Genomic DNA, 14,571 nt, shown 5'->3' with positions numbered 1-14,571 from the left:
GACCTCGATGAGGTTTGTGCTATGGTCGATGCTTACATTGATTATTACAATAGCGAACGAAGACAATGGAAACTACAAAAGATGACTCCGGTACAATACCGAAGCCATCTCATAGCAGCTTAAAACGTTAAGGGTGCTTTTATTAAACTGTCCAAACTCTAGGGCTCAGTTCACCGGGAGAAGCAGATGGGGTTTTGTTCGTTTCATCAGCAAGATTTAGTTTGTATACTTCTTGATAAATTTCCGGTCAATCCATTGTTTGAGACACCAGCTGAGATGGTTGGTCTGATGGTGACGCCCGTACAGCAATGTCGCTTGTTCACCGCCGAGGGCAAGGATCGTCAAATAACGCCGTTGTGGCCGAAACGTCACCAGACGCTCTTGATTCACGAACCGAAGTAGGTTTGTCAATAAGACCGGTGCCTGACGAACGGCCGTCACCCCGTTTTTAGGTGTGTCCGGATACGCAGTCAGCGTCGCACAGTCACCGACGGCAAAGATCGACGGATCCTCCAGTGCCTGCAACGTCTCATGGACGAGCAGGAAACCACGCGCGTCACAGTACAAATCCGATTCTTGAAACAGTTTGCTCGCACGGGCACCGCCTAAAAATAAAAGGGCATCCGTCTGGAGCGACTGACCGGACCGCAAGCGAGCCGTTTGATCGTCCAGCGTGTCAAACCGATCGACGATTCGTTTGACCCCCAGTTGATCGAGTCGTTTCGCAATTTTCATACCTGCCGGATGACCACTGAGCAACGGTTCTTCGTGGATCAAGGTGACCGGGGTACCGTTCGACTGAAACGACGCCGCCATCTCGACTGCCGCGGCACCGCTACCGATGATGACAGGGGAGACCGCTTTCCTGAACGTCTCGAGTGCTTGATCAATCTGATAATTCGGTTTGATCGTCACCCGTGCCGGTGCACCGGCAACATCCCAGTCGCGCGAGCCGATGTTGCACGACACGATATCATACGACAGGAACTGTCCGGACTGGCAAATCACCTGTTTATTCGCCGAGTCAATCCGAGTGACCCGGTCCTCGATCCACGTCTTACCGTAGCGCTCACACAAAGCTTTGACATCAATCCGGGTTTCATCGAGCGTATAGGTTCCGTCGGCTAACCCCGAAAACATCCCGGAATAATACTGATAGCGCGAAGGATTGATGACAATCCAGTCGACATCCGGATGACTGCCTTGTTTGATACATTCTAAATGCGCATGACCCGCACCTACTAAGACGATTCGTTTCACGACGTTCACCTACTTTTTTGAATTCTTTGCGTCTGTGATTGTATTTCCCTGATGTAGCGGGATGTAATCTTCCGCTACATCAGGCAAAAAGACGAAGCGACGTCGCGATGCTGCTGACGAGACCGAAAAATAACAGATCGAAGCGGGTGACGATTGGTCGGACATAATACGTCCGGTTCGTTTGGAACTGACGCGCTTCCATCGCAATCGCAATCTGTTCCGACCGGATGATGCTCGTCGTAAAGAGCGGCAGACTGATATCAAAAAATGTTTGCCAGGGCCAGATCGACCGTTGCCGGCGGACACGTCGGGCTTGACGAATGGTCCGGATCGCTTGCCGAAAAATCGGAATAAAGCGAAGACCGGCTAAAAATCCGTAGGCCAGACGAACCGGCAGGCGACACTGATGAATCAGACTCATGACGAACCGTGTCGGATCGGTCGTCGCAACGAACGTCAAGCTCAGGAAGACAAAAGCGAGCATCCGGGTCGCAATCAACCAGGCATGATCGAGACTTTCTTCCGTAATCCGAAACCAGCCTAACGTCCAAAGTTCGGTGCTGCCTTTGCCAAACGCCGCCATCATCCAAAACGTCAACAAAAACAAGAGACCGTAGGGAGCCAAACGCAGAAGAAGCGTCGGCAAACGCCAACCGGAACTGCAGACCCCGACGGCAGCAAGTACCGATAAGGCAAGCGTCACTTGCAGACTCGACGTCGTAATCAGCAACACCATCACATAGAGGAGCGTTCCGAGCTTGACTGCCGGATTAATACGCGTGAGCGGTGTGTCGTTTTCCTGCACGGTGCTTCACCTCCTCGAGTTGTTGATAGAGAAACGATACCGGACGGAACAGTTGGTTTCGTTCCAAAAGTTCTTCTTCCTGAAACAATTCCAGCGGCGTCCCGTCAAACTGGACACGCTCCTCGCCGATGACGACAACACGGTCGGCGTAACGGTGGACCAGCTCCATATCGTGCGTCACCATGATCACGGTCGTTCCTGCCTCCCGGGCTTGATGCAGCACGTCGATGATGTGTGCCGTCGTCTCAGCGTCTTGTCCAAAGGTCGGTTCATCGAGCAACAAGACTGCTTTTCGTTCGAGTAACATCGTCGCGACACTCAACCGTCTTTTTTGTCCGAGACTGAGCGCGAGGGGAGACTGATCCGCGACATCGGTCAGTCGATAATGACGCAAGGCGGTCTGGACCCGTTCCGGATCAAAGGCGGCACAGCTGATGGCAAGTTCGTCCGCGACTGTCTGTTTGAGGAACTGGAAGTCCGGTTGCTGAAAAACAAATCCAACTTGTTGGTAATACGTCCGGTCCGCCCATTTCCGAAGCGGGGTGTCGAACAAACGGATATCGCCTTGGGACGGAAGCAATTTCGCCAGTGTCTCAAGGACCGTGCTTTTTCCAGCCCCGTTGCGTCCGACGAGCATGACCCATTGACCGGAAAAGGTCGTCCATGAAAAATCGTTAAGAATCGTCCGTTTCCCCCGTTTGACACGGACCCGCGTCAGCTCAAATGTCCGCTCCGTTACAACCGCTCGACGTTCAACCGGACGTTTCTTCAGATGACAGGCTTGTCCGGACAGTTCCGGTAATGTCTCGAGCCCATATGGATAGAGGAGTGGCATCGCGATACCAAGCGCCAACATCACTTCCCGCTGTTGATGAAACACGTCATACGGCGTTCCGTCGAGCAACAAGCGACCGCCCCCAAAGACGAGTACCCGGTCGGCAAACGTCACGCATTGATCGAGCTGATGTTCAATCAGAACGAGCGTCAAGTCAGGATCGTGGTGCAATTCTTCAATCAGATGCATCATCGTCCGTTGACCACTCGGATCCAGTTGCGCCGTCGGTTCATCCAGCAATAAGATGTCCGGTTCAAGGGCGAGGACACAGGCCAAAGCGAGCCGTTGCTTCATCCCGCCGGACAGTTCGGCAATCGGTGTCGTCAAGGCGAGATCAAGTCCGACCCGCGCTAACAGCAACTGGATCCGTCCCTCCATCTCACTGCGGGCAATCTGCCGATTCTCGAGACTAAAGGCGATTTCCGCCCCGACCGTCTGCATACAAAACTGATCGTCCGGTTGTTGGAACAAAATCCCGATCGTTCCCTCGGTCAACCAGCGGCCGGTGACATCTGCTTCAATCGTGTCCGGCAACAGACCGGCAAGGACGTGTAAAAAGGTTGTCTTGCCACTGCCGCTTGGACCGACGAGCAAGGTCGTTTCTCCTTTATCGATCGTGATCGACAAGTCGTGCAAGACCGGTGAATCCTGGTCGGGATAGTGGACGGACAGGTGCTCGCACTGCATCATGCGGCACGCTGCTTCCGTTGCCGTCCGACTGCATAACCGTTCAGTGTCCCGGTTTTAACGAGCGCGTCGACGATTATTTTTGCGAGCAATCCGCCGAGCAATGCTCCGCTGACGAGTTGCAGGGAAAACGTCAACAGCAGGGTCGTCGTCGTATAGTAGGCAAATCCATTCACGATGAGGCTGTAGACCATACTTCCGACGGCGGCAAAAACACCGGACAACATCAAGGTGAACGTATTAAACGTCCGGTAGCCGAATATGGCAAAGGCAACTTCCGCTCCAATCCCTTGCGCCAGTCCGATTAATAAAGCGGACAAGCCGAAATGACTACCGGTAAACAATTCGACGGCAGCGGCGACGACTTCCGCAATCAACGCCGCGCCCGGTTTTTGAATGATGTAGGCGACTAGGGGACTGGCGATGACCCAGATGCCGAACATCCAGTTTGATCCGACCGGTCCGAAGATGGCTGAGATCGGCAACCATAACGTCGACCATCCTAAGTAAAGGACACCACAGGCGACCGCAAGCATCATCATGACGATGATTTCTTTCATTTTCCAACTGTTCATAATCACTTCTCCTTTGAATGCACACCCACAAAGAAACCACAAAAAGACCGCCCTCTATGAAAAGAGAGCGGTCGTGTAACCTGCTAGGCGCAGAAAAAGAGCACGAAGATTCCGCTCCACTTTCCTACGCTAGTATGAACTAGATCAGGTTCAAAGGGTCCGAAGTAAATCGTCTCAGCCGAATGGGCTCCCCTAGTGGATGTGTCAATGATGTGTATCATCTTCACTGTACGGCTGTCGCCGCGACTTGTCAATATGCATAAAAAAACCCTCCACGAGGGGAGGGGAGAAAAAATTACTCTTTGCCTTCTTTGTTTTCTTCAGCTTGCTCTTCAGAAGTTTTTTCTGAATCATCTGCTGTATCCGCTTCAGCTGCTTGTGCTTCAGCTTCTTCGATTTCTTCAAGGTCAGCTTCAAGTGTCGATTCGACGACAGCTGCGACTTGAATGTCACCTTCTGTGACAACGCGGAAATCTTTTTCTTCCGGAAGATCAGCAACTGTAATTGAATCTCCGATTGCAAGATCCGTTACATCAACTTCGATGCGTTCCGGTAATTTATCTGGTGTTGCTGCAACTGTTACTTTAAAGAGTGTTTGTGAAAGGAATCCGCCAAGTTTCGCGCCAGCCGATTCGCCGACAAGGACGATATCCGTTTCGACTTCTGTTTCTTCATCCATTTTAACTGCGATGAATTCCACGTGTTTGATTGTTGGTGTAAAGATGTCCATATCGAGCTTGTTGATCAACGTGTTGACTTTTTTGCCGCCGATTTGAAGGGCAACCAAGACGTTTTCACCGTGATCGCGGACGACTTTGACCAATTCTTTTTCATCGAATGAAATCGGTGTGCTTTCCACTTTGTAACCATACACGACACCAAGAGCTTTTCCTTCATGACGTAATTGCTTTCTAAGTGAGCGTGGGCGTACTTCGCGTTCTTCTACTTTTAATGTTACTGACATGTTCATTTCCCCCTTGAATTTGGTATAGCTCTCAAAAGGTAATGAATGTAGGAGTGGAACAAGATGTTCCGGTACAGATAATCTACGAATGCTATTTCAAATTGATTTCATCGATAATGAAGATCTAAGTGAACAAGTAGCATTTCTCTCCCAGGTCATTACGCTGATATTGAGAAAAAATGTTGAAAAGCGACCGTGTTGTACGGTGCTAATGTAGATATACCCCCGTTTTTCAAAAGTTAAAACCTCTTTTTATGAATTTGATTGTCGAAAGACCTTCAAACCTGTTGATAGGCAACGGCTTGAAGGTCTTTCATTTTTTTGAGATTTTCTTCTGTTTCCGTTGTTAATCGGCTGATGTATCGACTGAAACAGGGGAATCGAGCAGACGGACGAGTTCACGAATCGTTAAAATATCCGGCTTTTGGTCCGACAAGACGGCATCGATCATCGTTGCCTTTCGGTCCTGCAATTCCGCCATCTTTTCCTCGATCGTCCCGGTCATCAATAACTTGATTACTTCAACCGGCGATTGCTGTCCCAAGCGGTGGGCCCGGTCAGCCGCTTGTTGTTCGACGGCCGGATTCCACCAACTGTCATATAAAATCACGGTATCTGCTGTCGCCAGGTTCAGACCGGTTCCGCCGGCCTTTAAGGAAATCAAAAATAAATCGACTTCGCCGGCATTGAACCGGTCACACATCAATACCCGGTCTTCCACCGGCGTCTCACCCGTCAGCAAAAAGTGCTTAAGCTGCCTCTCCGCCAGCCGTTCTTGGATTCGTCCGAGCATCTTCGTATACTGGGAAAAAATCAACAGCCGATGTCCGGCTGCTAGTTTTTCTTCAATCAACATCAACAATCGTTCCAGTTTCGTCGATTCACCGGTATACCCGTCGATAAATAACGCCGGATCACAGCAAATCTGCCGCAACCGGGTCAAACCGGCAAGCAGCTTGATCCGGTCCTCGCGTTTCGTTTCATCAAGATGACTCAACGTTTCCAGTTGCAGTTTCGCCAAGTAGGAAGCATAAAGTTTTTTCTGCGTCGGACCGAGCTCTGTATAATGGTGGACAATCTGTTTTTGCGGTAAATCCTGCAAGACTTCGGCTTTTGTCCGTCGCATCAAAAATGGTCGAACGAATCGTTTGATCTCGTCGTGCGACCACGTTTGAAACGTCTGTAAGTCCGGCAGCAAGGAGGGGAAGATGACCCGGAAAATCGACCAGAGATCATCGGTCCGGTTTTCGAGCGGTGTGCCGGTCAACGCAAAGCGGCGTTTCGCCCGGAGCTTGCGCAATCGGACAGCTGTCTCGGACGTCGGATTTTTCATCTGTTGTGCCTCATCAAAAATAGCGACGTCATATTCGACGGTTTGGTGGGCCTCGGTATCTGCCCGTAACGACGGATAGGAAATTAGAAAAATCCCGTCTGCTGGTAACGTCTCGAGTCGGGTCAACCGTTGTTTCCGTGCTCCGTTCAACAGGTGAACCGTTCTTGCCGGTGCAAATCGTGCCAGTTCCGCCTGCCAATTATGGAGCAGGGAGGCTGGTGCGACAATCAACATCCGGCCCGGCGGAAGCGTCTCGAGATACCCGATCGCTTGGATCGTCTTCCCGAGCCCCATCTCATCGGCTAGAATACCGTGTCCGTCATGCCCGGCAAGATTCGCCATGAACTGAATCCCTGCCCGTTGGTACGGATACAACAACTGTTCGAGTCTTTCTGGAAAGTTCAGGTAAACACCCGTTCCATTTTTCAGCTCGAGCCACCGCTCCGTCAATTGTTTGTGGATATGCAAGAAGGAAGCTCCGACCAAATATTTGAGGTTCGGCAGGGCCGGCGTCCGGAGAATCGCCTCAAGTTGGTCTTGTTCCGCTGCTTCGAGTTGCCGGAACACACGTTGCAACTGTTCAAACGCCCGGGTCTCAAACGAGACAAACTGACCGCTCCGCAATCGGTGATAGGTCTTACGGGTGGTGAGGGACTGCAAGACCTGTTTCAGTTCCACTTCCGGTATCCCGTCCATGGAAAAGCGGAAGGTCAACCAATCCAGGCGATCCGTCGTGTCGACGTCGATCCGCGGATGAAACGGTCCGTTTGGTAAGGATTGACGGATACTTTCCGTCACCTGAACGACGAGTTCCCCGTAAACGATACGGGGATCGAGCAAACCTTTCAGAAATTGATATTCCGCCGCTTCTTCCTCTAACCGATAGCGACCGTTCCGCCCCAAGAAACCACTCTCCTTCACGTAGCGGAGGACCGCTCCTTCGATTGACACATCGCGTCCGAGCCAGTCCGTCTCTTGCAACGGATCGATCCGAACCCCTTGATAGCTAAACGTCACGATCAGTTCAAGTCCACCTTGCTCCCGGTCCAGTGCCAGCTCGACCGTCGGCGAACCGCTGACGAGTCGTTGTTTAAGCAGAGGACTGAGCCAAATGTCTGCGAGATTCCGTAACCGGTCACGCGTTTGCAGGAGGCGGTCGAAATACTCGGAACTGATGATAAAACGTTGTTGCGCTGTGATACTTTCCATCACAATCGCTGGACCGCTGACATCAAATCGGAGTGTCGCCCGCTGTTCTTGACTCAACTGATTCAGATAAGCCCCGGCCGTCTCGTCTTCCGTCTGCCGCGTCGTCGCGAATGGACGGAGCACCGATTGATTCCCGGCAGGTGTACCGTAGACTTGAACATGATGCATCGCCAGTAAGACGGCGACGATATGCCCGCAAAACGATTGATCCATCGCAAGCGACGGACAGTTGCAACCGGCATCGACGCCATGTTCCTTGACGCGGACGGTGACGGTGAAGACCGATTCTCCCTGAACGGCGGCTTCGACGAGCAAGTCACCGGATTGGTAGTTTCGCAACGTCACTTTTTTAGAGGCGACATACCGTTTGCCGCGACGGAAAGCATACGTATCGGACATTTGTTTGATTTTTCGTTCACTTAATCCATAATTCATCCGGATACTCCTTTCAATAGGACATAGGTGACATAATATAATTATCGTTCACCATCAAATAATTCAATCGCCCGTTTTTTCTCTTGATCGCCGATATGGGCATAGACTTGCGTCGTCGCGACCGATTCATGCCCGAGTAATTGCTGGATCGTCAAGACATCCACACCACCTGTTGCAAGACGGGTCGCAAATGTATGCCGCAATTTATGGGGCGTAATTTGTTTCCGTTCCAAAAACGGTAAAACAGGACGCAAACGATCGACGTGCCGTTTTAAGATATGTTGGACAGTCCGCGGACTGAGCGCTTTCCCTTGCTTTTGAAAAATCGGATCTCCCCCGCGTATCGCCAAGCCGTAGTGGGCGACATATTTCCGCAAGGCGACGCGGACTGGTTTCGCAAGCGGAATGACACGTTCCTTGTTTCCTTTCCCGATGACCCGAATCGTTCCTTCGTGAAAATCAACGGCACTCCACGTCAATTGCGTCATTTCACTGAGCCGCATCCCGCTGTACCCGAGCAACTGGAACAACGTGATATCTCGGACACGATCCCGCTCATAATGCGCGGCTTCCCGGGCATTCATTTCGACGTTCGACGGCAACAGCTGCATCAGTTCGTCCCATTCCCGTTTCGTTAAGTAGACCGGCTCCCGCTTCGCCTGTTTCGGACGATTGATTTTCGCGACCGGATTGTCAGACAAAACACCGATGTCGATCAAATGGCGGAACAGCGACTGCAAAGCCGACAGCTTCCGGTTGATGACACTTGGGGCATTTTGCTTCGTTAAAGCTAAGTATTCCGCATAAGCGGCAATCCCGGACCCGTCAATTTCAAGAAACGCTTCCTGCGTGATATCCCGCGCCTGAATCGCTTCTCCCGACGCTTCCGCGACGAAATGGAAAAATGAATCAAAATCGTAGACATACCGCCGCATCGTCGCCTTCGAGAAATTTTTCGACGCCAAATGGTCGATATAGGATCGGATGAAATCCGGCATCCGGACATATCCCGGAAGATCCATCGTATGGGCGGGAAGGGGTATCGTTTTTACGGTTTTTCCTAGGTTTTTAAACAAACTCATCATTCTATCCCCTCTCTGTTACTACTATACCAAACGTTGGTAGACGGTACACTAGTTTGCGTGAAATAGTTATTTCACGCAACGTTAAATTGTCAGACAGGGAGCGCTCAGTTGCATCGAATTCCGCTCGGATGGAACTATGTGCGTCTCGATGCAAATCAAATCGAATCAGGATTTTTAGGTTATTGGAACGATAATTATGTTATGTTAACTTAATTAAAAAAACCAAAATCGCTCTCAGTTGCAGTGAACATTCTTTCGACAGGTAGTTGGTCGTCTCATCGACGTACAGCGCGTTTTTAGAGAAAATCGTTTTTCAGACACACCAGACAGCATTTGTCATGCTTAATCCGATTTGAATCGGGTATATAGACTAAGAGATTCTTGCATTTACATCTAAGGGGGATACGATATGATTTCTGATCAACAAGCTCGTCAACTATTAAAAGACGCAAAACGGATTGCGGTCGTCGGGGTCTCAAGCGACTCCGGTAAAACAGCCAACTGGATCGCCGACTACCTGGTCCAACACGGTTACGAAGTCATTCCGGTCAATCCGACCTTAAACGAATGGAATGGCAAAAAAGTCTATCCAAGTGTCGCCAGCATCCCGGGACACATTGACATCGTCGACGTCTTCCGCCGATCGGAGTTTTTAGCTGACGTCGCAAGGGACGTGGTTTCCCATGGAGACGTCGGAATGATTTGGAATCAGCTCGGGTTATCGAGTGTCGAAGCGGAAAGCTTAGCACTTGGTGCCGGTATCCCGTATATCGAAAATCGTTGTGTCAAAATCGAACATCAATACTTATAAAGGGAAATAACAGGGACATCTACGCACTTGCAGTAGGTGTCTTTTTTTCTTGTTTGTTAGATTATCCTTGTCAGATAGCAAGAAGATGCCTACAATTAGATACAGACTACTAGAAAAACGAACGAACGTTTGGAATATTCGACGTTTTTCTATTTGAGGTGAAAAACATGGCGACAGATTTAAACAATTATAATGATGATGCCATACAGGTGTTAGAAGGACTCGAAGCAGTCCGGAAGCGCCCGGGTATGTATATCGGCTCGACCGATCATCGCGGACTCCACCATTTGGTGTATGAGATCGTCGATAATGCGATCGATGAGGCACTCGCTGGATTCGGGGAACAGATTGATGTCATCATCCATAAAGATAACGCAATTACGGTGCGTGACCACGGACGCGGCATGCCGACCGGGATACACGCTTCCGGGAAACCAACGGCGGAAGTCATCTTCACGGTGCTTCATGCCGGCGGAAAATTTGGTCAAGGCGGCTACAAAACATCGGGCGGACTGCACGGTGTCGGCGCATCCGTCGTCAACGCGCTGTCGACGCAGTTGAAAGTCACGATCTACCGTGACGGGAAACAGTTTGAGCAGACATTCGAAGACGGCGGGATTCCAAAAACGACCTTGCTCGAAACAGGGACGACTCGTCAAAAAGGGACCAGCGTCTATTTCAAACCGGACGCCAAAATCTTCAGTACACTGACATACAATTACGATACGTTGGCTGAACGCTTACGCGAATCCGCGTTTTTGCTGAAAGGTCTAAAAATCACCCTGACCGATGAACGGTCAGAAAAAGCGGACACGTTCCAATACGAAGACGGCGTCAGCGAATTTGTCGGTTACTTGAACGACGACAAGGATACGTTACACCCGACAGTCGCCTTTGAAGGGACGGAAAACGACATCGAAGTCGATATCGCCTTCCAGTTCACGGACGCTTATTCGGAAAACGTCTTGTCGTTCGTCAACAACGTCCGGACACGCGACGGCGGAACCCATGAAGTCGGGGCGAAAACAGCGATGACCCGGGTGATGAACGAATATGCCCGTAAAAACACGCTCCTAAAAGAAAAAGATAAAAACCTCGATGGGAACGATATCCGCGAAGGATTGACGATGATCGTCTCGATCCGGATCCCGGAAGAATTCCTGCAGTTCGAAGGACAAACGAAATCCAAACTCGGTTCGCCGGAAGCCCGGACGAGTTGTGACGCCGTCATTACACGCCGCCTGTCGACCTATCTCGAAGAGAATCCACAGACAGCGACACTCTTGATCAAAAAAGCGATCCGTGCCGCACAAGCCCGGGAAGCTGCGCGTAAAGCCCGCGAAGAAGCCCGGAACGGCAAGAAAAAGAAACGTTCGAGTATCTTGAACGGAAAATTGACGCCAGCCGCGTCAAAAAATGCCGAAAAAAATGAATTGTTCCTCGTCGAGGGAGATTCTGCTGGTGGTTCAGCAAAACAAGGGCGCAACCGGACGTTCCAAGCGATTTTACCGTTACGCGGGAAAGTCCTGAACACGGAAAAAGCGAAGCTTGCCGACATCATGAAAAACGAAGAAATCAATATGATCATTCATGCAATCGGAAGTGGCGTCGGAGCGGACTTCGACCTGTCCGACTGCAACTTCGATAAAGTCATCATCATGACCGATGCCGATACCGACGGCGCTCATATCCAAGTTTTATTACTGACGTTTTTCTTCCGCTACATGCGTCCCTTGATTGATGCCGGTAAAGTGTTTGTCGCCTTGCCGCCACTTTACCGTGTCTCAAAAGGAAAAGGGAAATCCGAGAAGTTTGAATACGTCTGGGACGAAGAAACGTTGGCCAAAACGACGAAAAAGTTCGGTAAAGGCTATATGATCCAGCGCTACAAAGGACTGGGTGAGATGAATGCACCACAACTGTGGGAAACGACGATGGATCCGGATACACGGACGTTGATCCGTGTCACGATTGACGATGCTGCCGTCGCGGAAAAACGAGTCTCCGTGCTGATGGGAGACAACGTCGGACATCGCCGGAGCTGGATTGAAGACAACGTGGCGTTTGGTCTGACGGAAGATCTCTCGATCATCGAAAATGAACACGTCACGAAAGAGAGTGTGAACGAACATGTCTAACCTGCAAAACATTCTGAATCTGTCCCTCGAGCAAGTCGTTGGGGACCGGTTCGGTCGTTACTCGAAATATATCATCCAGGACCGGGCCTTACCGGACGCACGTGACGGCTTAAAGCCGGTCCAACGCCGGATTTTGTATGCGATGCATACGGAAGGCAACCTGTTTGACCGTGCTTACCGGAAATCGGCGAAAACTGTCGGCGTCGTCATCGGTAACTACCACCCCCACGGTGACTCTTCGGTCTACGAAGCGATGGTCCGGTTGAGCCAGGAGTGGAAATTGCGTTATCCGTTAGTCGATATGCAAGGAAACAACGGATCAATCGACGGCGACAGCGCGGCTGCAATGCGGTATACCGAAGCCCGGTTATCGAAAGTCTCAAGTTTGATTTTAGAGGGCATCAATAAACAAACCGTCGACTATACGCTTAACTTTGATGACACGACGGAAGAACCGCTTGTTTTGCCATCGTTGTTACCCAACCTGCTGATGAACGGGTCGACCGGCATCTCGGCCGGATATGCAACGGAAATCCCCCCGCACCATGCCGGTGAAGTCCTTGATGCCGCAATCGGTCGCATCGAAGGACGGGTCCATAATGTGGAGGATCTTCTGACGCATATGCAAGGCCCCGATTTTCCGACCGGTGGTGTCGTCCAAGGACTGGACGGCATCAAAAAAGCATTTGAAACCGGACGTGGGAAGGTCATCATCCGCTCGCGGGCAACGATCGAAACGTTACGCGGCGGACGCCAACAAATCCTGATTACGGAACTCCCGTATGAAGTCAACAAAGCCAATCTCGTCAAACGGATGGAAGAACTCCGGCTCGATCGAAAAGTCGAAGGTGTTGCTGAAGTCCGCGACGAGACGGACCGTGATGGACTGCGCGTTGTCATCGAACTGAAAAAAGAAGCGGATGCGGAAGGGGTGCTTCACTTTTATCTGAAGCAAACCGATCTCCAAGTCGCATATAACTACAATATGGTGGCGATTCATGAGCGGACACCCCGTCAGATGGGCGTGTTGGCACTTCTCGATGCCTATCTCAGTCACGTCAAGGATGTCGTCATTCGCCGGACGTCGTTTGACCTTGAGCAGGCGAAACGCCGCCAAGAAGTCGTTTCCGCTTTGATGACGGCAATTTCCGTCCTCGACGAGACACTGGCCTTGATTCGATCGGCATCTAATAAATCAGAAGCCAAAGACAATCTGATTGCACGGTTTAACTTTACGGATCGCCAAGCAGAAGCGGTCGTCATGTTGCAGCTATACCGGTTGACGAACACCGATATCGTCGAATTACAGGACGAAGCGGCGAAACTCGAAAAAGAAATCACGCGTCTTGAGAAGATTTTGAACGACGAAAAAACGCGGAACCGATTGATCATCAAGGAATTGACCGTCTTAAAAGAGCAGGTCGCCGATAACCGACGTTCGACGGTCGAAGCGGAAGTCGAAGAACTGAAACTGAAGACGGAAGTCATGATTGCGGTCGAAGAAACAATGGTCTTCGTCTCGAAAAACGGCTATATCAAGCGGTCTTCCATGCGGTCATTTGGCGCAACCAACGATTTACCGGAGATGAAGGAACAGGATCGCCTGCTGTATCAAGGGCAAGCGATGACGACGGATCATGTCATCGTCTGGACGATTCAAGGGAACTATCTTTTGCTTCCTGTCCACCAGTTACCGGATACGAAGTGGAAAGACGGCGGGCAACATGTCGCGAACCTCGTGCCGCTTGATCCCGGCGATCGGATTTTATCGGTCGATCTCGTCCGGACCTTTGACGAGACGTCGCATTGTCTGTTCGTCACCCGTCAAGGGATGGTCAAACGTTCGAAGCTGAGTGATTACAACGCCCAACGGAAGTCTAAACCGCTCCAAGGTGTCCGCTTACGGGCCGATGACGAAGTCTTGTATGCCAAAGTCTCGACCGGACAGGAACAGCTATTTTTGACGACACAACACGGTTTCGGACTTTGGTTCACGGAAGACGATGTCCCCGTCGTCGGCGTCCGGGCAGCGGGTGTCAAAGCGATCAATTTACGGGATCAAGATGTCGTTGCCGGTGCGATCGGCTTCAAACAAGCACCAAACATCGTCTTATTGACACAACGGGGTGCGTTGAAGAAGATGCGTCTCGCCGATCAGTTCCAAGTCTCGAATCGTGCATTACGTGGCGCTCAATTATTGCGTGACTTAAAATCAAAACCACACCAAGTCACGGCCCTGATTGATGTCACCCAAGCAAAAGAGTTGGTCTTAATCGGAAAAGATCAGGAAAAGACGATTCAAGTCCAGTCCTTATCTTATCTGGACCGCTTGTCGAACGGATCGTTTGCGTATGACGAAGAGAAATTTGGTTCACTTACCGACTGGTACACCATTTGATGGTCAGATGCCCCTCATTTTAAAAGAGGGGTGTCT

The 14,571-nt window shown here is 50.7% G+C and carries 11 protein-coding genes and 1 riboswitch; of the genes, 4 read left to right on the top strand and 7 right to left on the bottom strand.

What is annotated here, in order from left to right; all coding sequences use genetic code 11:
• A partial coding sequence (locus BLD48_RS16095) for an IS3 family transposase (RefSeq protein ID WP_143082942.1) occupies positions 1 to 123 on the top strand: 123 nt, incomplete at its 5' end.
• Between the two features lie 93 nt (positions 124 to 216).
• On the opposite strand, the gene BLD48_RS12540 is transcribed toward BLD48_RS16095, so the two are convergent.
• The 7 genes from BLD48_RS12540 to BLD48_RS12510 all read right to left on the bottom strand — a co-directional run bounded on the left by BLD48_RS12540 (position 217) and on the right by BLD48_RS12510 (position 9,185).
• A complete protein-coding gene (locus tag BLD48_RS12540; RefSeq protein ID WP_071500506.1) occupies positions 217 to 1,260 on the bottom strand; it encodes an FAD-dependent oxidoreductase in 1,044 nt (347 codons plus the stop codon).
• Positions 1,261 to 1,339: 79 nt separating this feature from the next.
• Positions 1,340 to 2,065 carry an energy-coupling factor transporter transmembrane component T family protein gene (locus tag BLD48_RS12535; RefSeq protein WP_071500505.1) on the bottom strand — a complete coding sequence of 242 codons (726 nt, stop codon included), beginning with the start codon at positions 2,063 to 2,065 and terminating at the stop codon, positions 1,340 to 1,342.
• Positions 2,031 to 3,590, bottom strand: a complete 1,560-nt coding sequence (locus tag BLD48_RS12530) for an ABC transporter ATP-binding protein (protein ID WP_236630021.1) — start codon at positions 3,588 to 3,590, stop codon at positions 2,031 to 2,033. The genes BLD48_RS12535 and BLD48_RS12530 overlap by 35 nt, the downstream gene beginning before the upstream one ends.
• A complete protein-coding gene (locus BLD48_RS12525) occupies positions 3,587 to 4,162 on the bottom strand; it encodes an ECF transporter S component (protein WP_071500504.1) in 576 nt (191 codons plus the stop codon). The genes BLD48_RS12530 and BLD48_RS12525 overlap by 4 nt, the downstream gene beginning before the upstream one ends.
• Positions 4,163 to 4,266: 104 nt before the next feature.
• A riboswitch (TPP riboswitch) is annotated at positions 4,267 to 4,366 on the bottom strand.
• A 91-nt stretch (positions 4,367 to 4,457) separates the two neighbouring features.
• Complete coding sequence (locus BLD48_RS12520; protein WP_071500503.1) at positions 4,458 to 5,126, bottom strand: 50S ribosomal protein L25/general stress protein Ctc; 669 nt, start codon at positions 5,124 to 5,126, stop codon at positions 4,458 to 4,460.
• Positions 5,127 to 5,472: 346 nt separating this feature from the next.
• Entirely contained in the window at positions 5,473 to 8,103 is a 2,631-nt protein-coding gene (locus BLD48_RS12515) for a DEAD/DEAH box helicase (protein ID WP_071500502.1), read from the bottom strand.
• A 41-nt stretch (positions 8,104 to 8,144) separates the two neighbouring features.
• The gene (locus BLD48_RS12510; protein WP_236630020.1) at positions 8,145 to 9,185 is read right to left on the bottom strand and encodes a tyrosine-type recombinase/integrase; all 1,041 of its coding nucleotides are present in this window, start codon (positions 9,183 to 9,185) and stop codon (positions 8,145 to 8,147) included.
• Positions 9,186 to 9,597: 412 nt separating this feature from the next.
• Between BLD48_RS12510 and BLD48_RS12505 the strand changes: the two genes are divergently transcribed.
• The 3 genes from BLD48_RS12505 to parC all read left to right on the top strand — a co-directional run bounded on the left by BLD48_RS12505 (position 9,598) and on the right by parC (position 14,535).
• Positions 9,598 to 9,999, top strand: coding sequence for a CoA-binding protein (locus tag BLD48_RS12505; protein ID WP_071500500.1), 402 nt, complete (start codon positions 9,598 to 9,600; stop codon positions 9,997 to 9,999).
• Between the two features lie 167 nt (positions 10,000 to 10,166).
• Complete coding sequence (gene parE / locus BLD48_RS12500; RefSeq protein ID WP_071500499.1) at positions 10,167 to 12,137, top strand: DNA topoisomerase IV subunit B; 1,971 nt, start codon at positions 10,167 to 10,169, stop codon at positions 12,135 to 12,137.
• Positions 12,130 to 14,535, top strand: a complete 2,406-nt coding sequence (parC, locus tag BLD48_RS12495) for a DNA topoisomerase IV subunit A (RefSeq protein ID WP_071500498.1) — start codon at positions 12,130 to 12,132, stop codon at positions 14,533 to 14,535. The genes parE and parC overlap by 8 nt, the downstream gene beginning before the upstream one ends.
• Positions 14,536 to 14,571 lie beyond the last annotated feature (36 nt).

This window comes from Exiguobacterium sp. KRL4 (assembly GCF_001870785.1).
GTDB lineage: Bacteria > Bacillota > Bacilli > Exiguobacteriales > Exiguobacteriaceae > Exiguobacterium_A.
This window is presented reverse-complemented; position numbering and strand designations above follow the sequence as displayed.